Below are 20,272 nucleotides of genomic sequence, written 5' to 3' on the forward strand. Positions count from 1 at the left end.
GGAATTGGCAGGCATTGCAATTGCCTCTTACATATTCTTCAAACTAGATTTTTTTCTTTCAACTTCTCCTGTAACTGATTTGGCGCAAATGCACCGTGTTCGGTAATGATTGCTGTAATTAAATCTGCAGGAGTGACATCAAAAGCAGGATTGTAAAACTCAACTCCTTCGGGAGTAATTATAGTCTCACCAATTGCATAAACTTCACTTGCATCGCGTTCTTCAATCGGAATTTCATCACCACTTGTTAAGGAAAAATCAATCGTCGAGAGGGGAGCCGCAACAAAGAAAGGAACATTATGCGCTTGAGCAACAATTGCTAAACTGTATGTGCCAATTTTATTCGCAGTGTCTCCATTGGCAGCAATGCGATCTGCACCAACAACAACCGCATGAATTAATCCTTGTTGCATACAGTGTGCTGCCATATTATCAGTAATTAAGGTGACAGGAATTCCTTCTTGAACGCATTCCCATGCAGTCAATTTTGCGCCTTGTAAACGGGGACGAGTTTCATCAGCATAAACTCTGGCTAGTCTCTCTTTTGCCCAAGCACAACGTATTATCCCTAAGGCTGTACCGTAGCCTGCTGTTGCTAAAGCACCCGCGTTGCAGTGTGTCAGAATATTGAGTTTTTCTGGAGTCGAAGGTAAAACTTCTAAACCGCGATCGCCAATTGCTTGACAAGTTTGCAAGTCTTCAGCATTGATCGTTTGCGCAGTATGGAGTAAAGCTTGTTTAATTTGTTCAACTGATCCCAGCATTTCATATGCCGTTTTCAACATCCGTGCGATCGCCCAAAACAAGTTAACAGCCGTAGGACGTGTCGCGCGGAGCATCACAGCAATTTCCTCAAGCTGATGTAGAAATTCTTCGCGATTTTGAGTTGAAATCTCACGCGCCCCAAGATACATGCCATAAGCAGCAGCAACGCCAATTGCGGGTGCACCCCGCACAATCATGGTTTTAATTGCCTGTACCATATCTTCGCAGCGGTGAATCTCGACGAATGCATACTCGTGGGGTAGCCGAGTTTGATCGATTAGCAAGACTGAGTTTTCATACCAAACAACGGGAAAAACCTGAGAGGGGCAGGGGGACATAGTTAGAGGCTCGCAAGGGCAAGGGGAAAGAATAGAAAGCGACTGTTTGAAGTTTGTACGGGCGCACAAGTGTACGCCCATAAACCTGATTTAGCTTACAGATGAAAGTGTTTTGTTAAAAAAGGCTTTTAACACTTCTTGCGCTATTTGGGGACTGGTTAGACCCAATTCTGCTTTGGATTGTTCCGGAGAAGCATGGTCCACCAAGACATCTGGCACGCCAAAACGCTTGACAGGTACAACAACATCGGCATCAAGTAATGCCTCCGCTACAGCCGAACCAAAGCCACCCATCAGACAACCTTCTTCTAAAGTGACAACACGTCCGATGTGTTGTGCCAATGGTAGAATCAATTCGGTGTCAAGCGGCTTGGCAAACCGAGCGTTGACGACTGTCGCTTGAATTCCATGTTCGCTAAGAATTTCAGCGATTTGCATGGCTGGGTAAACCGTTGAGCCAAATCCTAGCAGCAACACATCATCACCATGGCGTAGAGTTTCGCCTTTGCCGATCTCGACTGGTTCCCACCCTTCTTCCATCAAAGGAACACCATAGCCGTTCCCGCGAGGATAACGCATCGCAATTGGACCATCAGTGTGGTTCACTCCTGTGACAACCATCCGCTGCAACTCGGCTTCGTCTTTCGGTGCCATCAACACCATATTGGGTAAGCAACGCAAATAAGCAATATCATACATTCCTTGATGCGTTGGACCATCTGCACCAACAATTCCCGCCCGATCCATGCAGAAAAATACAGGTAGGTTTTGGATGCACACATCGTGAACAATTTGGTCATAGCCGCGTTGCAAGAAAGTTGAGTAGATCGCGACAACGGGACGCATTCCCTCACAAGCCAAGCCTGCGGCTAAAGTCACAGCATGTTGTTCTGCAATCCCAACATCAATATACTGGTGGGGCAGTTTTGCTTGTAGTTTGTCTAGCCCTGTACCTGTTGCCATTGCTGCTGTAATGCCGACAATTTTGGGATTGTTTTCGGCGAGTTTTACCAAAGCGTGGGCAAAAACTTTGGAATATCCAGGAGGCTTAGGTTTACTAGAAGGAATTGCCTTACCTGTTGTCAGGTTAAAAGGTGACTGCGCGTGATAGCCTACTTGGTCTTGTTCAGCGATCGCATATCCTTTACCTTTAACAGTAGCAACGTGTACGAGTACTGGTCCTGCAATTTTATGGGCTTGCTTGAAGGTAGCAATCAGTTCTTCCAAGTTATGCCCATCAACAGGTCCCATGTAGGTAATGCCTAATTCTTCAAAGACAGCTCCTACTTTCGGTACTGCTAGCCGCTTCATGCCCTCTTTAAACCGTTCAAGTTCGGTTTCTAAAGAATCACCAACAAAAGGAATTTGTTTGACTTGTTCTTCTAAATTATCAGACAAAAACTGTACTGGCGGACTTAAACGCATTTTGTTTAAATGGCGCGAAATTGCACCTACATTGGGAGAAATCGACATTTCATTGTCGTTTAATACCACAAGCAGGTTTGTTTTCGGCAAGTGTCCTGCATGGTTAATCGCTTCTAACGCCATACCACCAGTCAAGGCACCGTCACCAATGACCGCGACAACTTTAAATTTTTCGCCTTTTAAATCTCGCGCGAGTGCCATGCCCAAGGCAGCAGATATACTTGTGGAAGCATGACCCGCGCCAAAATGGTCGAACTTGTTCTCACAGCGCTTTAAATAGCCCGCTACACCGTCTTTTTGCCGCAATGTATGAAAGCGACTATAGCGACCAGTAATCAGTTTATGAGGATAGGCTTGGTGCCCTACATCCCAAATAACTTTATCGTGGTCGAGGTCTAAGGTTTGGTAAAGCGCTAATGTTAACTCCACCACACCTAATCCTGGTCCGAGGTGTCCGCCACTCGCCGCCACGGTTTGCAAATGCTTATCCCGAATTTGACGGGCGATCTGCTGCAGTTGGCGAATCGATAAGCCGTGCAACTGGTTAGGATGGGTGATTTCACTCAGGTGCATATTCGGGGTACTCTCTGGCTTTAATCTTTAATGATTGTCCCATTAAAAATCCTACCCAAACTTACTGAAATCTGGTACCGCTGAAGGTGAGCTATCTAGGAAGAGAAAACGCCACATATGATACTATTGCCTGCGATCGCCGTTTAAAATTATTTATTTTTATTCCTCAAACGGTATACACATACCATTTGAGATCGTCATTACAACAAATCATCATTTTCCTTTGTCCTGCTCCACGGCAGTTTAACGCCACTTGTTACAACGGGTATCTTATCCGCAACAACGTAACTATGTATTGCTCTACTAGTAAAACTTTTCCAGAGTTTTGCTCTAAATTTCTTACCTTATTTTGATAATTCAATTGACTTAACGTAAATTCGAGCAACAGCTTGGCTGCTTGCCAACCACTAGACACTGGCGTATATTTCAACCACTCAGCTCTTTTTCATCGAACTGACATTAAAGTCATAATTTGCTTGTCTTTCACTAAGTAAATTAATGAATTTTATAATACTTCGTGCTGTTGCAGCGAACTTTGTATTTTTGCTGTAATCTACCATTTATAAAGAAAATTCAGTCTTTATAGTCAAACTATTAATGTATTATTCAACACCTGTTAGCTCTTGATAACAGCGCAGCACAAGAATTTTCTTTCCTAGTTACTATGAATTTACTAAATCAACATATCTGATAAAAATAACTCGCTAGTGCAAGATTTCTTAACAAAGAAACACTTTGCGCGTACCGATAACTGTAATTCGGTAAAATAAATAAACAAAGCTAATAGAACTGTTACTTCTAATTTGGATATTTTAAATCTTTAAAAGATATACTAGTAGTAACTTCCTGTTTTTCATCAGACTTAGGTTCAGCAATAATACTGAGTTTATAATTGCAAAAAGACTTATAATAAGTATAAAATTTAGCATACTGTTACAAAAAATAACCAACTCTTTATCCAATGCTCAGACGCCTTAAGAAGTTTAGTCAACGTCTTCAGCGAGAATTGTCGGTCATTCAGCCAGAGATAACTGGAATGATTAACGATCGTCAAGAGTATATACGTCAACCACGGAATCATTTCACCCAGCAAGGCTATGAAGTTATTCCTGAGTTTTTGGATAAACAAGAGTGCGATCGCTTAATTAAGGTTGCAGATTCTTATATCAATAATCACAGCTATCTTATTGCTGGAGACTGCTATTTACTTTGTCGCAAAGATATTCATGATGTAGATTTGGACGTTCAACAGATCATGAATGCCCAAGAAATTGATGATAAACTTGCACAACTGTTCAGTTCACACATCATTGAAGATATCTTTGAAGCGCGCATTGGCGAACCTGTTTTGCTGCGAAATATCTCAATCAAGATTGACAATCCCGATACCACCTCAAAGCGAGGCTATCATACTGATTGCGTAACTAAGACAGTTTACAAAGTCTTTATTTATCTCACTGACGTTAATGAATATGGCGATGGACCATACACTGTGATTCCTGGCTCTCATCTTCATACCTACAGAAGACTCATTAATTATTGCTATGGTTGGATCAAGCAAGTACTATATGCATCCAAAAATAGCCGCAATTATAAAGAAGATATTCAACTTTTATATAACGACAAACAAGCTGTTCCGCTGTTTGGCAAAGCAGGAACAATGGTTATATCCAATCAACAGTTAGTACATAAAGGATGGCATCAGCAAGACAAGAGTAAAAGATATGCCTTAGTTTGCTATGTCATCCCTGCAAAAGACTATCACGGTCAACGCTTTTCTTTTGGTAGAAGTGCATTACAAAAAAGTGTGGAGATTGTTAGTCGTTAGTGGTTAGTGGTGAGCATGAATCACAGATAGCCTACGACTGAAGTCGAGGCTATCCAAGCAAAGTGTACCTTCGTACACTCAAAACTTACTTGATTAGCAGTAAGTCCACATAGGTGGACTTTGTTTATCTAGCTAGCGCATTCACGCAGGATGTCTACTAATCAACCGGACTTGATATTATTGTGCTTAGCATCCAGTAACTAGTAACTAGCCACTAGCAACTCAAGCACAGCCTGATTATTCAACTGAAAATGACATTACTACTCACTTGAGAGCGTGCAATACTAAGTTTGTGTTAATCGACTAACTAAAGCCTTGCCAGCAAACTTAGGCAAAGCTGACATCCGCCGCCAACGCCAAGGTTCCTGATACAAGCGATACAGCCACTCCAAATGATTATTTCCTAACCAAGCTGGCGCTCTAGACTTCACCCCCGCCCAAATGTCAAAGCTACCTCCCACACCAATCCAAGTTGCTTGAGGGCATAAATGACGATTTTGGGCAATCCATAATTCTTGACGCGGCACTCCAAGTCCTACTAAAATCAAGCTCGGTTGCAATGTCTGCAACATTTGCTTTAATTTTTCAACTTCAGTTGCTGATAAATAGCCATGCTCTGTGCCAGCTATGTGCAGATGTGGCGATCGCTGTTGCCAATTTTTCGCGGCTTGGGCAGCTACTCCTGGAGAACCTCCATAGAAAAACACCGGATAAGACGTTGGTGTTTGTCCGATACTATCTAACAGTAGCTCTGCAAGCTCAATGCCTGGACACCGCTGGATGCGTTTGCCACGAAGTAGCATATATAAGACAATTCCAGCACCATCAGGAATAACTAACTCGGCTTGTTGAATTGCTTGAGCTAAAGCAGTATGCTGCTCTGCTTGCATCGTCATTTCTGCATTTAGCGTGATCACATGAGTGCCAATTTCTTGTTTGAGGCGCGATCGCAACCAACTCACATAGTCATCCATCAGATGAACTGGCAACCCGAGTACAGAATCTAACAGTGCTGCCTCAGACATTATTTACATTCCTCACTACGTCTAAAGCTTATTGTGTAAAAGGCTGGCTTGTCTAGACGCCAAAATTTTATCGTACTCTTCGTCATTAGGGAATGCAATCCAGTGGCATTTTTGTTGAGTTACGGTTATTTAATGCGCTCTGTAGGCTGTGGGTGTCATACCTGTCAACTGCCGAAATTGTTTGCTTAAATGACTGTGGCTGTTGAATCCACACAAGAAGGCAATATCTATAATTGATTGATTGGTTTGTTTCAACAACTGCTTTGCTCGTTCTACGCGTTGCTGAAGTAGGTATTGATAAGGAGCTATCCCTAGTGATTGCTTAAATAAATGGCTAAAGTGAAATTGACTCATGCCTAGTAACTGGGCTAAGTCGGTAAGCTTAACGTCTTGACTCAAATGTTCGTTAATGTATTCCAAAACTTGCAGAAGTTGGCGCTGGGTTAAACCGCCCTCATAAATTGCCAAACGAGGTGCAGACGCAGAGTATTGTCTGAGCAAATGCACTGCTAACACATTTGCCAGTGATTCAGTATAGAGCCTTCCTCCTATATGTTTTTGTTTGAGTTCAGCAAGCAGCAACATAGCGATCGCCTCAATTTGCGGATCGCGTGTCCGAAATTCGGGAAGTAATTCAAGGCGATCGGAATTGATGTTAATCGTTTCGCTAGCAACGCGCTGAAGGAAACGTGCCGCAATGCGAATCTGCAAGTAGTGGTCATCACTATCCCAGCGGGCAAAAAACGGCGTTTTTGCAGGCGTTACAGAAATGTCGCCTTTCCCGTATAGTCCTACGTAGGTTTTACCTTCCCTCGTTTGCAGCAAGCGAACTGGACGGGATGCCAGCGATAAACTAATCGCGTGTTCCTCGCTGTAATGACACCAGCCTTCGCCCGCAGGATGTTGAAATTGCTCAACCAGAATATTTTCCCAATCTTGATTTTGACTAGACAAAACGGGCACACAGGTTGTTTCTTGTTGATACGGGACTGTTGTCTTCATGCTCCAAACCCACTTCGTCTTCAATTGTCTTCACGTTTGGGTGATTTCTACCAAGTAGCCTGAAATCTGACCGCAAGATTTTGATAATTACACAAAAATCAGATAGCTGAGTCTAAATCGTTTGCCTAAGCTGAAATGGTGAGAGATCAGGAGGAAATATGGCACGCATTCTACACCTTGATTCTAGTCCTAGAGGAGAACGATCGCACTCGCGCCGCATGACAAGAGAATTCATTGAGGCGAGGATGCAAACTCATCCCTCTGATCTTGTCACCTATCGGGATATTGGTCGCAATCCTGTTCCCCATGTCGATGAACTGTGGATTGCAGCAGCTTATACACCGCTAGAGCAACGCACACCTGAATTATCAAAGGCAATTTCTATTAGCGATCGCCTCATAGATGAGTTTTTAGCGGCTGATCTCTACGTCATCGGCATACCCATGTACAATTTCAGCGTACCCAGTACATTTAAGGCTTATATTGACCAGATTGTGCGTGTGGGGCGAACCTTCGCGTTTGAGCCAGAAAATACTGCAAATCCTTATAAACCACTCGTGTTGGGTAAGAAAATGTTTGTGATTACAGCGCGAGGTAGTTCTGGTTTTGCACCTGGTGAGCATAACGAGAAGCTCAATTATCAAGATCCATATTTAAGAGCAATCTTTGGATTTATTGGCATCACCGATATCACATTTATTCATATTGAAAATGATGAGTTCGGTGGCACAAGTTTAGCGCAATCCATTGCAGCTGCGCGTATCCAAGTTGCTCAATTAGTGGCGTAAAGCGTTGCAACAACATTAGGAGGCTTTATGATAAGTGTTAACCACTTACCTGTTGTTTTGCAGCTTTTTGCAGCGTTAGGCTGCGGGTTGGTAGCCGGAGTTTTCTTTGCCTTCTCGACTTTCGTGATGAGCGCACTTGCCCGACTTCCATCAACGCAAGGTATCATTGCCATGCAATCGATCAATATCACAGCAATTAATCCCTTGTTCATGGCTGCCTTATTTGGAACATCCCTATCTTGCCTTCTTTTAGCTATTTTTTCGCTATCAAAGTGGCATCAACCTGGCGCTGCTTACTTGCTTATTGGTAGCCTCCTCTATCTTGTCGGTACAGTGCTAGTAACAATCGTGTTTAATGTGCCACTCAATGAAGCGCTAGCGACAGTTAAGCCAGACACCATTGAGGGTGCAAACTTGTGGGCTAGCTACCTGACTAACTGGACATTTTGGAACCATATTCGGGCAATAGCAGCATTTTTGGCAGCAGCAGCGTTCACCCTAACGCTCGGAAACTGAGTAACGTAATAAGAACGTAATAAGAATGACACTCTATGCAGGTAATGTCATACGATTAAAATAACGGCATCGAGTGAAGCGTCAGTAGATCAGTTGAGCTTGTTTTAGAGATAACCAACGCTTGTACCATTAGCAACGTGTGAGGAGGATGCACTACCGTAATCTTAAGCTCAAAAATTCAAAATGTTTCAAGCTACTCGTCGCCGTTTGGCTTTGTGGTATACATCTGTAACTGCCGTATTACTACTATTGTTTGCTAGTGGAGTCTATCTGTATGTTCGGAGTACGTTGATCGAGCGCATTGACGATACTCTCAATCACGTTGTCGAGGTAGTCGAGCGATCGCTTGTGATTGAATCTACCACAACGAATGCTGACAAATTTCGCATCAACATCGAAGCGACTTTTCGCGATAATGCAGATGCTGTTGAGGACGACCATATTGATTTGGAGTGGTTTAGCCCCACTGGCGAACTTCTATGGTCAACTTTATCTGAACCATTAGGTCTTCCAGTTCATCCAAATCGCACTGGTGAAACTGTCAAGGTTATTCGAGATCAAGATGCAGTCGAAGGACAGGAAGATTACACTTCACTCTTACTGCGACAAGTGACCGAAAGAGTTGAAGTTGGACGACAAGTGTTAGGGTATTTGCGCGTTAGCCATCCGTGGTTTGAAGTCACAAAACCAATCCGCCAGTTAATTTTTGACTTAAGTCTTGGAACAGGGTTAATGGTGCTTTCTGTTGCCTTTTGTGGTTGGTTTCTTTCCGGAAAAGCAATGGAACCCGTACGCGAATCTTATCAACGCCTCAAACAATTCACTGCTGATGCTTCCCACGAACTGAGAAGTCCAATTGCCTTGATTCAAACTAATGTCCAAGTAGCACTCACAGACCCTGAACTTTTAGAAGCTTCAGGCGCTGGTGCTAAATACTACCAACAGTTAACCGTCATTGAAAGGCTGACTCAACGATTAGGTCGTTTAGTAGACGATTTACTCTTTCTCGCACGACAAGATAGTGGCATTGTGCAGCCATGTTTTGCTGCGTGTCCTTTGGATGCTTTGCTGATGGAAGTGGTGGAAGAACAACAACTACCCGCAAATGAAAAGAATATTACGCTGTCGCTACATTTAATTGAAGCGCCTGAATCGCATAACCCGCAACTGATTGAGGATTGGTTTACGCTTCAAGGTGATTGGAATCAACTCGTGCGTTTGTTTACCAACTTAATCGTTAACGCAGTACATTACACACCACACGGTGGTAAAGTCAATGTTGAGTTGACGAGAATCGCTTCACCGCTGGCGACTCGTATCGCTTTGCTGCAAGTTAAGGTGAGTGATACAGGTATTGGTATTCCTGAAACAGCCTTACCGCGATTGTTTGATCGTTTTTATCGCGTAGACCCTGCGCGCACTCATACTGCAACAACTCCGGTTGCTATTCCAACAGGTTCGGGACTTGGTTTAGCGATCGCGTTGGCGATCGCCGAGAATCACCACGGTCAAATTCAAGTAGAAAGTCTCTTACATCAAGGCACAACTTTTACTGTTACTTTACCGCTAAATACTGAGTCTTAATACTCATCCTTAAAATAAAAAGTTATCAAAATGCTTCCTGTGACAGATGCAAGGAAGTAATTATTCCTAATAATTTACAGTGACATGACAATTGGCGACTAGTGGTTAGCAATTAGCTAATTCCCTTAATCAATGGATAATATCTTGGTTTCAAACTATCGGATTTATCCGTTTTATTTCAACTAAAAGCTAATTGCTTTTTTGATATCAGTTGTAGTGCTTTGCCGCAATTGATCCCTCGTCAGTTTACTCAGTGCCGCTCCTGTAAGAAAATAGGGTCACAACTGGAAAATCAAATACCTGTACTCATAGTGCTACTACTGCTAACAATTTAGAAAAATTAGGAAAAGTGCAATGCCCATTCCAATTAGAGAAGATATTGTCTACATCATCCTCAATAAAATTAACGATAGTGGTCAGGAAATGCACGAAGTTAACTTTGAGGAAAGTGACTTCTTCCCAGGCATACAGATAACAAGAGCTGAATTATTAGGTCATCTCGATTATCTCAATCAAACACAATATATCAAGGCAGAATTTTCAGGAAATGCCTATGCCAACCAAGAAGACGTTCCTAGTGCAGTTGAATCTAAAGAAGTTGACTTTAGAGTTGCTAATACTTTTGGTGCAGAAGATGGTCCCTTACCACATTTAATTACCTTTGAATCAGCAGAACTCACCGAAAAAGGTAAGCGAATGCTACAAAAAATGGAGGAGAATCCTCCTAAATCTCTCAAAGAAGGGGTATCAGTTCCGATTGCCACAAAAGATATGCCTTTTCTGGAAAAGGTAATGATCAAAGGGGGATTTGAGGATATTTTTGATGCTAGGGATGTCACTGAGGTAATTTACCGTGCCATGCGCGATTTGATGCCCACAGAAACCTCTGACCAAGTAGAACAAGAGTTACACAAAGAAGTGTTGCCTACAGAGGATAAAGCGCTACAAATGGAAATCGCAGACCTTTGGCGCGATACTAATCCCATTGTTGGCTTCTTGAGCAGGATTCGCGCGCCTTTTGATCATTCAAATCGTCACAATCCTACTGATATTTCCAATGTTAATGACGAACGCTTTTTAACGCGCGTTAAAAATGAATCACCAATGGCAGCAACAGGTTACGATATAGACCGCGACCAAGCCGTCAAAGCTGTGTTTGCTGCAACTAAAGAGGAATTATCGGAAGAACGAAGTCAGGAAATTGCTCAATATCTACCTGGAAAAGTTCGACAACTCTGGGAAGAAGCTTAATTCATAGTAAATAGTTGAGTATAGTTAAGTTATGAGTTCAATGTTTTAATTAACTCATAACTTAATTTTTTTTAGCATATAATCCAGTTAAGAGAAAGGAAATTGAAGGTAGCTATTGTATAGCTTTTGATGAAAGAAAGTACTTTTAAATAAGTTGATCAAACTGAACAAGGTTGAATGTTTGCCCAAGAGGTAAAAATGTTTAACGTTACTCCACATAATTTTAAAAAAATCCAATTTCTAACTGTTTTTAGTACGATAATAATAATGCCAATAATATCTGGAAGCGCAGCATTTGCCGTTCCCAGAGGAAGTAAGTTATATTCCCAAGTTCAACCCAGTCCTAGTAGTCCATCGCTTAACCCTAGACCAAGCATTTTTAGCGAACCACCTTATAACCGTACCCAAACTCCAGTATCTCCAAGTTCTGATATACCAGTATCACCTACAACCCCAGGAACAACACCTCCTTCCCCTTGTCCACCTACAGCACCCAGTTCAACTCCAGCACCTAGTTCTGTAACTCAGCCTCCGCTACCAGAACAACAACAAGCTCCTATTACAAGAGTAATGCCTGTTGATGGGAGAGTGAATATTAGATTGACTAATACAACCAATGCTGTGATTTTCTATCAAGTCATTGGTAATACTGAACAACGCAGCCTCGCAGGAAAGTCAGAAGTGACATTACGCGATCTACCTGCACCTGTATCGTTAACATTTTCCCGACAAGATCGAGGATTACTTAGACCAACTTTGAGTGCAACTTCAATGGGATTGTTGGAAGTTACATTAGACGCAACAACTGATTTAGCAGAGGATAGAACAACAATTCGAGTCCAACAAGATGGTGCTGTCTTAGTCAATTAGTAAGTTGCCTCCATCAACTCTCAAAAACTTCATCCGAAAAGTGAGGAGTGGTTATCCTCACTTTTTTGCTGTTTTATCAAAATAGCGATCGCTTGCTAAATTAACTTAAAACTTAAGTGAGGAACTTCTCGCTCGTTTGCTTCAGTACAAATGCTTAGCGCATAATAGACGGGAGGACAAAAGTTAGATTTTTTGTCATTGATAAACTAGAAATGTATACGTAAGAATATTTAGCTCAGCAACACTTGATTGCTCAAAGTGAATTAATCGCACTCTCAAGCAAGACAGCAGTTGCAGTTTTTAATACAAATTATCGCTCAAACCCTTGTAAATTAATGTTTTTAGTTTTTGGTAATATGTCTCTCCTTTCGCCTTTAACTGTAGGTGCTTTTTTCCCAGGACTCGACACCTTGTTTTCTACGCAAGGAATTATGGTTATGCTACTAGCCGCCTATGCAGGTGCTATGTGGCTATTTCTTACCAGCGCGCCCAAAGTACACACCGTGATGGTGTCAGATATGGAAATAGCCAGACAGTTGTATGAAGGACTGCTTGATTTACCCGCTGCTGATGTGCCACTACACTATTACTACAACTATGAGCAAACTATTGGTGCAGCAGGAATTGACCCATTATATATGTCTGCTAGTCCAGGAATTGGTACAACTCGTAGTTTGAATGCTCCTGATGGGCTGTGGTATCAACTCAAGAAAAATACTCAGTTGCACGTAGTCTCTGGTGCTGGTTTGGGTAGAAAGAACCAGCAACGTCATGTTTGCTTTGACCGCGACTGTTTAGAACAAATCTTAATGCGTGTGGAAGTTCGTGGGTTAAAGCACAAAATTCTCAGTCAAAAGCCATTAACCTTTTTAGTCAAAGATCTCGAAGGACGCGTGATTGAGTTAGCTGAAGTTTCTAACTAAAGGTGGATGCTACGGGACGCAGGCTAAATATACAAAGTCCACCTACGTGGACTAATACTGTCTGTATTGCTGCAATTTCAATGACTCTTTTGCGTAAAACTACCTGGCATCGAATACGATGAGGCTTCTTGACGACGCTGCTGGGGGTTAGCTGCATGCGGTTGTTATACAGTATTTACCAATAAAAAGAATTTCTTTTACCTTAGGCACCCTCATCAAGATCGTAGATGTATTCAATATATGTCTCTCGAACTTTCCGCGCACCGGTTATCTCAAAAGCCCTCTTTGCCGCCTCATTATCCAAAGATGTTCCGACCCAAATGCGGCTAACCTGATCTTCTATACAACACTTTTTAAGCTCTTCAATCATTCGAGTTCCTATCCCTTTTCTCCTGAACCTTGCATCAACGACAATATCGTACAAATACACTTGGAAGCTGGTATTCTCTACAGCGGGAAAACGAAAAGCACTCAAATAACCAACGGGAGTTGAATCAACTAGACACAAAAGGAAATAGCAATTCTTACAACCCAAGGCTTGCTTCAGATAAGCATGGCTAGCTACGCTGCCTCGTTCTGACTCTGGGATCAATAGCCAAAGGGCGGAAGCCAAAAGCTCATGATCGTTCTCCTGTAGTCTTCGTATCTCCATAAGAGTTTGCGATCGCATCGTTCAACTTCTTGTAGAAGTAGGCTAAAGGATTGTTAACTAGGGACGAGAAGCAAGGAAATAGTGATTAGGTTTTAGGTAAATACTATTATTGTTCTTCCCTAACCTCTGATCCCTTCTCTCACTCACTTTTCAGCCGCACTTGGTCGTATGCAAATTTACCGCGAATGTATTCGTTGAAATAATGTCCTTGAGAAGTCTCCTGTTCTAACCCTTGCGCAATATCAGCGGGAACATCTTGGTAGTTGTAGATGCTGCCATTTTTGAATTCAATTTGGAGAAGTTTCCTAGCTGGATCGTAATCGTATTTTTTGATCAAGCTGCTAGCGGATTTGAGTAATGGAAAAGCGATCGCATCGCGAATACTCGCACAATCTGTCAATAGCATCACCAAGCGGTCAATTCCAATACCTAAACCTACAGTTGGTGGCATTCCATACTCTAAGGCGGTGATAAAATCTTCATCAACGCCCTGTGCTTCCAAATCTCCAGCTGCTTTCCGCGCTGCTTGGGCTTCAAGTCGCTGACGTTGATCGATCGGATCGGTTAACTCAGAAAAACCATTTGCTGTCTCTCTACCCACAATAAACAATTCAAATCGCTCAACCAAACCAGGCTTGGAACGATGCGGCTTTGCCAAAGGTGAAATTTCTACAGGATAATCGAGAACATACGTCGGCTGAATAAGTTGAGATTCTACTTTTTGCTCAAATGCTTCATTGAGAACTTTACCAATTGAATCACATGCCTCAACGTCAATTCCAGCATTTGCCGCCGCAGCTTTTGCTTCTTCCAGTGAAGAAAATGCCGCAAAATCAATTTCTGTAGCTTCTTTGACTAAATCGTGCATCGTCACGCGTCGCCAAGGAGGAGTTAAATCAATTGCCTCACCTTGGTATGTAATTTGCAGCTTACCCAATACCTCTTGCGCCACAGTAACAATCAAATCCTCCGTCAGCGCCATCATGTCATGGTAATCACCATAAGCTTGGTAAACTTCTACCGAGGTAAATTCTGGGTTGTGGCGTGTCGAAACGCCTTCATTACGAAAAATGCGTCCTAACTCGAATACTTTTTCAAATCCACCCACAATCATCCGCTTGAGGTGTAGTTCAGTCGCAATTCGCAGATACAACTCCATTTCCAGCGTATTGTGGTAGGTGATAAACGGACGTGCATCTGCGCCTCCAGCCTCTGCTTGTAGTACAGGAGTTTCAATTTCAATAAAGCCCTGTGTTTCCAAATAACGACGAATTCCAGCAGTAATTCGAGCGCGGCGGCGAAAAGTCTGCTGTACTTCTGGATTCACAATTAAATCAACATACCGCTGACGATAGCGCTTTTCGGTATCTGTGAGACCATGCCATTTATCTGGTAAAGGCAACAAAGATTTAGTCAGAATCGCGTACTCGCTGACATTAACCGATAACTCACCTTTTTCTGTCTTCTTGATAGTACCTTTGGCTCCTAGAATATCTCCCACATCCGTTAGCTGCTTCAAGTGATTAAAAGCATCGGGATCGGTACTTGCCATGCCTTGCTGGATTCTTTTTTTATCTAGGTATAGTTGAATTGTGCCAGTTTCATCTTGCAAGCTGAAAAAAGCAAGTTTACCAAAAACGCGACGTGCGAGGATACGACCGGCGATCGCAACTTCGACATCAACCTCTTCACCGCTTGGTAAATCGGCAAATTTTTCTTGGAGTTGTGTTGTATGATGCGTCACTTCCCAGCGGTAAGCGTAAGGATTCATCCCTAGTTGCTTAAGTTGAGCAACTTTTTCTAAACGCGCAGCACGGATTTCTTCTAGACTTGAGGTACTTTGAGAATTTGAAGAGTGATCGGCAGACATGGTAATTATTTAAGAGCCACTGAGGAACTATACAGACTGGCAATGCTTTCGATTATAAACTTGCGTTGCAATTCCTGTCGCAGTGTAGTTATCTCAATTGATAGCTTCATCAGGATCAATTCCTAAGCAATCTTTCGGCTAAGCATTCTGCATTTAGTGTTCCTGCTATATTCTGACCAGGTTCAGCACAGAGACGTTCTGGTGATGCCCTTTCTGCACTGGTGCAGCAAGACATCCTATTTACTTTACAAAGACTCTTGCCCATAATTGTAAACCCAGTTCTACTGCTCTATGACGACATGGCTTTAAAACTGAAACAAATATTGTCTTTGAGCTAACATCTTTGCACTCGCAGCGGAACTAAAGCTATTAACGATCAGCCCGTCACTTTTTGTTAGCCTCGATAAATTGGGGGTACGGGTTGCATCGTAGTAGAAATCATCAGGGACATCATGGTGCAAGATATTTTTGAACTACCAGGACCAGAAGGCAAGGCTTTAGTTGGTAATCTACTCGACTTGAGCCAAGATCCATTAGGTTTTTTAACGCATTGTGCGCGGGAGTATGGTGATATTGTGCCAATGCGCTTGGGATTAACTCCAACATGTTTAGTTACGCACCCTGATTTAATTGAGGAAATCCTTAAAGACAGGGACTCTTTTATTAAAAGTCGTGGTTTTCAGGCATTGCGCACTTTATTGGGTGAAGGATTATTAACAAGCGAGGGTGAATCGTGGTTTCGCCAGCGCCGCCTTGTGCAGCCTGTGTTTCACCAAAAGCTAATTGCTAGTTATGCCACGGTAATGGTTGAATATACTGAACGAATGCTGACTACCTGGCAAGATGGAGAAACGCGGAATATTCATGCCGATATGATGCGTCTTACTCTCAATATTGTGATGAAATGTCTATTTAATCAGAACATTGATGAAGGAAACGCACAGGCGATCGCTCATGCGTTGGATGTCGCAATGAATTGGTTTGAAAGTAAGCGCCAGCAGAATTTTTTGATTTGGGAATGGTTTCCTCGACCAGAAAATATTCGCTATCGCAATGCTATTAGTCAAATGGACACGACGATTTATAGCATTATTGAGCAAAGACGCACTAGCGGTGAAGATCCTGGAGATTTACTCTCAATGCTCATGCAGGCGCGTGATGAAGACGATGGTACTGGAATGAGCGATCGCCAATTACGCGATGAGGTGGCAACTTTGATGTTAGCAGGGCATGAAACAACAGCAAACGCGTTGACCTGGACATGGATGCTACTTGCTCAACATCCTCAAGTATTAGCTAAACTCCAAACTGAGTTGCAAGAAGTACTTGATTGACGTTCTCCTACTGACGCTGATATTCCGCAATTGCGTTATACCGATATGATTGTAAAAGAATCGATGCGACTCTATCCACCAGTTGCAATTTTTGGGCGCGAAGCTGCGGTGGATTGTCAAATTGGTGACTACAACGTACCCAAAGGCTGCACGATTATGATTAGCCAGTGGGCAATGCATCGCAATCCTCAGTATTTTGCCGATCCCGAAATTTTTAAGCCAGAACGCTGGGCAGACGATTTAGAAAAACAACTGCCCAGAGGCGTTTATATTCCTTTTGGTGATGGACCACGCATTTGTATTGGCAAAGGTTTTGCACTCATGGAAGCTATTTTATTACTCACAACAGTTGCTCAGAAGTTTCGTCTCAATCTTTTGCCTGTTCCAATTGTGCCGCAGCCTTCAATTACTCTGCGACCAGAGCATGGTATCAAAGTGGTTTTGCAACTGAATGCTTCAGGGAAATAGTCTGCTTTTGTAAAGAGTTACAATGTCTGTTTTCTAGTATGTAAGTATCCAAACATATACTTCTTAACTTCAGGGAGGCGCGATCGCATTAAATTTAGCTACACTGCATAAAGCCTCCCTACACTGCGATATCGATGAGTTAGTATTTTGGTTTTATACCTATGCTTCTCAGTGGTTGTAACAGTTACCAAGGAAGACTTTTTTGTGTTTGCATTCATAATAAAACAGGCGCGAGCAATCCTAAGTTGATAGTACGAGTAAAACTACGTGATTGAAGCAGAAGTCCACTACTCACTGCATAACTTCCTGCGATCGCAGGGCGAAGCTTCCTGGCATCATCATTTAACGATGGCACGGTTGGTAGCACGAGGATTGCGGCTCAAGCGTAGTGCTTTAATTCAAGTCGGGGCTGGTAGTGGCTATCAAGGGCGATATCGCCTGAGTTATCTTGCTCCCGCATTAATGTGGCAAGAACCTGTGATTATTGTTGCTTCTGAGGAAGTGCAGCAGCGATTATTACGTGTTGAAATTCCACCACTCCAGCAGTGGTTGCAAACTGATAAAAAAATTCTCACAGGTGATTCTTGGGCTTACGATAATTTTCAAGGATTATTGATCGTCTCTCCTACAGCTTGGTTAGCAGCGCAGTTGGCAGGAAAAGGATTTCCTGCGAGTATTCCTACAATTCTTGATGGCGTAGATGATCTGGAAATGTGGACTCGAACTCAACTTACGGCAAGTATTCAAACTGGTGATTGGGATGAATTAATGCTCGCTTTTCCCCAACAGGTAGAAGTTATTCGCAATGCACGAGTACAACTGACAAAAGCTGTTTTTCAACATCCAATTAATCCTTACGAGTGCTATCTATGCTCGCATCAAGAACAAGACATTCTCGCTAGTCTTTATCAAAACCTAAAAATAAGTTGCACAAAAGATCAAGCGCGACACAGCGATGATATTGAGCAACTCGCTACATCCTCACATGACCTCTGGATGCCAAATGCTTGGCGTAAATTTTGGCAACGCCCGCGCGACAATCAACTACTTTGGGCAACAATTTCGCGATCTCAAGGCTTATTTTCCGTCCACTCTACGCCTGTGGAAGTTGCGTCTGCACTTGCCCCAATTTGGTCTAGACAACCAGTTGTGTTAATTGGAAGTGCTTTGGATCAAGAGGCTGAAGCTCCCATCTATCGTAGAAACTTGGGTTTAGGCGAATTAACTTGTCTAAAGTTTTCTGACGAGCGCCGTGAGAATCTCATTCAACTTTATTTGCCCGATCGCTTACCTTTACCAAATACACCAGAATTTCAAACTGCATTTATTGAGAAAGTACTTTCGCTCCTTAGCTTAACCGTTGCATCTCCTGGAACGACTGTCATTTTGGTAGGAGATGTACCTCTCAAGGCACAAGTTGGTGCAACTTTAGCTGCAGAATTTGGTTCGCGGGTACAAGTTGAGAAAACGACTTTAGACAATCGCGGGATCTTAGTAACTGGTTGGGACTTTTGGCGACAGCATCAAAGTGAATTCCCAACTCCACAATTATTGATCATTGCCACGTTACCTCTCCCTTCTTTAGAAAACCCCCTAGTCGCAGGTCGAGTTGCTTACTACAAGCACAAGCATCAAGATTGGTTTCGTTTTTACCTCTTGCCAGCTGCTTTGAATGAATTAGCCCGCGCGATCGCCCCAGTTCGCGATCGCCAAGGTGTAGTTGCCTTGCTCGACAGCAGAGTCTTACACCGTAGTTATGGCTCTCAAATTCTAGCTGCTCTTAGTCCTATGGCAAGAATTGATTATTTAGATTCCAGTTTCCTCTCTCCAACAAATTGAGGGGTGAGTGATGAGTGGCGCTTTGGCTAGTGATTAGTTTTGAATTTTGAATAAAAAGAATTTTCTTCACTCATAACTCAGCACTCAGAACTCAACACTTCACGACTCCTAATCTTCCCCAGCTTCTTCACGATCCCTCACCCATTGCTGTCGTGCTAGTAGGAGCGCTATTATCAAGGCACAGCAGATGTTTGACATTGACTACGAGACTGATTACTGAGTATTTATTAAGTTTTTTCAATCCACAATCTCAAAATTCAGAATGGAATAGGACTATGGGCGAAGCAAAGCGTCGTAAAGCAGCACTAGGGGAGAACTACGGTAAAGAAGCTCAAATTCTTCCTTGGCTTCCTGTCACCAAAAGTCAAGCCCAACAATTTAGTAAATGGAGCAATCGCGGTGCTTGGTTTGGTATTGGCTTTCTAGTTATTTGGTGGATCACTGTTCGGTTTATTGGTCCAGCTTTTGGCTGGTGGCAAGTGACCTAGGTCTGACTGAATTGATTCTTCATAAATGTCATAAAAATTTACGCTTGCTATTGTCATTCTCAAATAGCAGAGTATCAGGTGAGCCAGACTTGACTTTTGCGTTATTTCTAGCTACCGCTAACGATAGAAACACTCTGTGAGAGTGACAGTCTGTAGATTTAAGCAAGAAATATGACTTTTTGCATACAGTCAATCAGCAAATAATCAGTTAGCTTGTATCTATGTAAATGTTTATCTGAATTTAGATAGGATATTTACCTCTGAAATAAATATATTTTTAGGTAAATATAAAGAAAGTCTAAAAATAGGTCTACAATTAAGTGTGGTGTTTGGAGGACGACCGTGTTTCTCAGATTAGCAGAACAACACCGACAATATGTCCAGGATCTCGTGATGAATCTGCAAGCTCTGGCAACCGTGTTAGAGCGACGTGGTTATTTGGCATCATGTTATACCTGTGGCGGGCAAATGAGCAGCGCCTCATTTATGGTTAGCTTGGGAGACAACCATTTGATTCGGTTTCTCGTGTCCGATTATGGCATCACTTGGACTGAGATGCGTGACGATCGGGAACTTATGAAGTTAGAGGGCGCTGAAGCGATTAGTCAGTTACAAGAACTTGCTAATTTAGTCAAACATTCTGTTTCCCCTAATGAATCACCAATATTGCTTAGCAAAAAGGTTTAGAGATTGTGGCACTCTAAATCTTTTAGTCTCAGCAGGTGGCAAGGCG

The 20,272-nt window shown here is 42.6% G+C and carries 16 protein-coding genes and 1 pseudogene; 11 read left to right on the forward strand and 6 right to left on the reverse strand.

The features are described 5' to 3' along the window. Window positions 1-38: 38 nt before the first annotated feature. Together mtnA and dxs are read right to left on the reverse strand one after the other, a co-directional pair. The gene (gene mtnA, locus IQ230_RS03935) at window positions 39-1,103 is read right to left on the reverse strand and encodes an S-methyl-5-thioribose-1-phosphate isomerase (RefSeq protein WP_193930777.1); all 1,065 of its coding nucleotides are present in this window, start codon (window positions 1,101-1,103) and stop codon (window positions 39-41) included. A gap of 90 nt (window positions 1,104-1,193) precedes the next feature. Beyond that, window positions 1,194-3,101 (reverse strand): 1-deoxy-D-xylulose-5-phosphate synthase, encoded by a 1,908-nt coding sequence (gene dxs / locus IQ230_RS03940; RefSeq protein ID WP_193930778.1) that lies wholly within the window; start codon window positions 3,099-3,101, stop codon window positions 1,194-1,196. A gap of 961 nt (window positions 3,102-4,062) precedes the next feature. On the opposite strand from dxs, the gene IQ230_RS03945 reads away from it, so the two are divergent. Beyond that, entirely contained in the window at window positions 4,063-4,929 is an 867-nt protein-coding gene (locus IQ230_RS03945) for a phytanoyl-CoA dioxygenase family protein (RefSeq protein WP_193930779.1), read from the forward strand. A 284-nt stretch (window positions 4,930-5,213) separates the two neighbouring features. On the opposite strand, the gene IQ230_RS03950 is transcribed toward IQ230_RS03945, so the two are convergent. Then, complete coding sequence (locus IQ230_RS03950; protein ID WP_193930780.1) at window positions 5,214-5,954, reverse strand: WecB/TagA/CpsF family glycosyltransferase; 741 nt, start codon at window positions 5,952-5,954, stop codon at window positions 5,214-5,216. Between the two features lie 129 nt (window positions 5,955-6,083). Further along, entirely contained in the window at window positions 6,084-6,956 is an 873-nt protein-coding gene (locus IQ230_RS03955) for a helix-turn-helix domain-containing protein (RefSeq protein ID WP_193930781.1), read from the reverse strand. Window positions 6,957-7,114: 158 nt separating this feature from the next. Here IQ230_RS03955 and IQ230_RS03960 point away from each other — a divergent pair, with 158 nt between their 5' ends. The 6 genes from IQ230_RS03960 to IQ230_RS03985 all read left to right on the forward strand — a co-directional run bounded on the left by IQ230_RS03960 (window position 7,115) and on the right by IQ230_RS03985 (window position 12,888). Next, window positions 7,115-7,744, forward strand: coding sequence for an FMN-dependent NADH-azoreductase (locus IQ230_RS03960; RefSeq protein WP_193930782.1), 630 nt, complete (start codon window positions 7,115-7,117; stop codon window positions 7,742-7,744). Window positions 7,745-7,771: 27 nt separating this feature from the next. Next, window positions 7,772-8,260: an anthrone oxygenase family protein gene (locus IQ230_RS03965; protein ID WP_193930783.1), complete on the forward strand. Its 489-nt coding sequence runs from the start codon at window positions 7,772-7,774 to the stop codon at window positions 8,258-8,260. A gap of 183 nt (window positions 8,261-8,443) precedes the next feature. Next, on the forward strand, window positions 8,444-9,844 hold the full coding sequence (locus tag IQ230_RS03970) for a sensor histidine kinase (protein ID WP_193930784.1): 1,401 nt from the start codon (window positions 8,444-8,446) through the stop codon (window positions 9,842-9,844). A 354-nt stretch (window positions 9,845-10,198) separates the two neighbouring features. Beyond that, on the forward strand, window positions 10,199-11,095 hold the full coding sequence (locus IQ230_RS03975; RefSeq protein ID WP_193930785.1) for a DUF2267 domain-containing protein: 897 nt from the start codon (window positions 10,199-10,201) through the stop codon (window positions 11,093-11,095). 267 nt (window positions 11,096-11,362) lie between these two features. Further along, window positions 11,363-11,965 carry a hypothetical protein gene (locus IQ230_RS03980; RefSeq protein ID WP_193930786.1) on the forward strand — a complete coding sequence of 201 codons (603 nt, stop codon included), beginning with the start codon at window positions 11,363-11,365 and terminating at the stop codon, window positions 11,963-11,965. Between the two features lie 356 nt (window positions 11,966-12,321). Further along, window positions 12,322-12,888: a glyoxalase-like domain protein gene (locus IQ230_RS03985; RefSeq protein ID WP_228054558.1), complete on the forward strand. Its 567-nt coding sequence runs from the start codon at window positions 12,322-12,324 to the stop codon at window positions 12,886-12,888. A gap of 202 nt (window positions 12,889-13,090) precedes the next feature. On the opposite strand, the gene IQ230_RS03990 is transcribed toward IQ230_RS03985, so the two are convergent. Then, entirely contained in the window at window positions 13,091-13,558 is a 468-nt protein-coding gene (locus tag IQ230_RS03990) for a GNAT family N-acetyltransferase (protein WP_228054559.1), read from the reverse strand. A gap of 121 nt (window positions 13,559-13,679) precedes the next feature. Next, entirely contained in the window at window positions 13,680-15,410 is a 1,731-nt protein-coding gene (gene lysS / locus IQ230_RS03995) for a lysine--tRNA ligase (protein ID WP_193930787.1), read from the reverse strand. A gap of 452 nt (window positions 15,411-15,862) precedes the next feature. On the opposite strand from lysS, the pseudogene IQ230_RS04000 reads away from it, so the two are divergent. The 4 genes and pseudogenes from IQ230_RS04000 (at window position 15,863) to IQ230_RS04015 (ending at window position 20,226) form a co-directional block, all read left to right on the forward strand. Continuing rightward, window positions 15,863-17,212, forward strand: a pseudogene (locus IQ230_RS04000) (cytochrome P450). 267 nt (window positions 17,213-17,479) lie between these two features. After that, window positions 17,480-19,051: a helicase C-terminal domain-containing protein gene (locus tag IQ230_RS04005; RefSeq protein WP_193930788.1), complete on the forward strand. Its 1,572-nt coding sequence runs from the start codon at window positions 17,480-17,482 to the stop codon at window positions 19,049-19,051. A 275-nt stretch (window positions 19,052-19,326) separates the two neighbouring features. Further along, window positions 19,327-19,539 carry a DUF2839 domain-containing protein gene (locus IQ230_RS04010; protein WP_193930789.1) on the forward strand — a complete coding sequence of 71 codons (213 nt, stop codon included), beginning with the start codon at window positions 19,327-19,329 and terminating at the stop codon, window positions 19,537-19,539. Between the two features lie 342 nt (window positions 19,540-19,881). Beyond that, window positions 19,882-20,226 (forward strand): DUF1815 family protein, encoded by a 345-nt coding sequence (locus IQ230_RS04015; protein ID WP_099701047.1) that lies wholly within the window; start codon window positions 19,882-19,884, stop codon window positions 20,224-20,226. Window positions 20,227-20,272 lie beyond the last annotated feature (46 nt).

The sequence above is a fragment of the Gloeocapsopsis crepidinum LEGE 06123 genome, assembly GCF_015207655.1.
GTDB classification, from domain to species: domain Bacteria; phylum Cyanobacteriota; class Cyanobacteriia; order Cyanobacteriales; family Chroococcidiopsidaceae; genus Gloeocapsopsis; species Gloeocapsopsis crepidinum.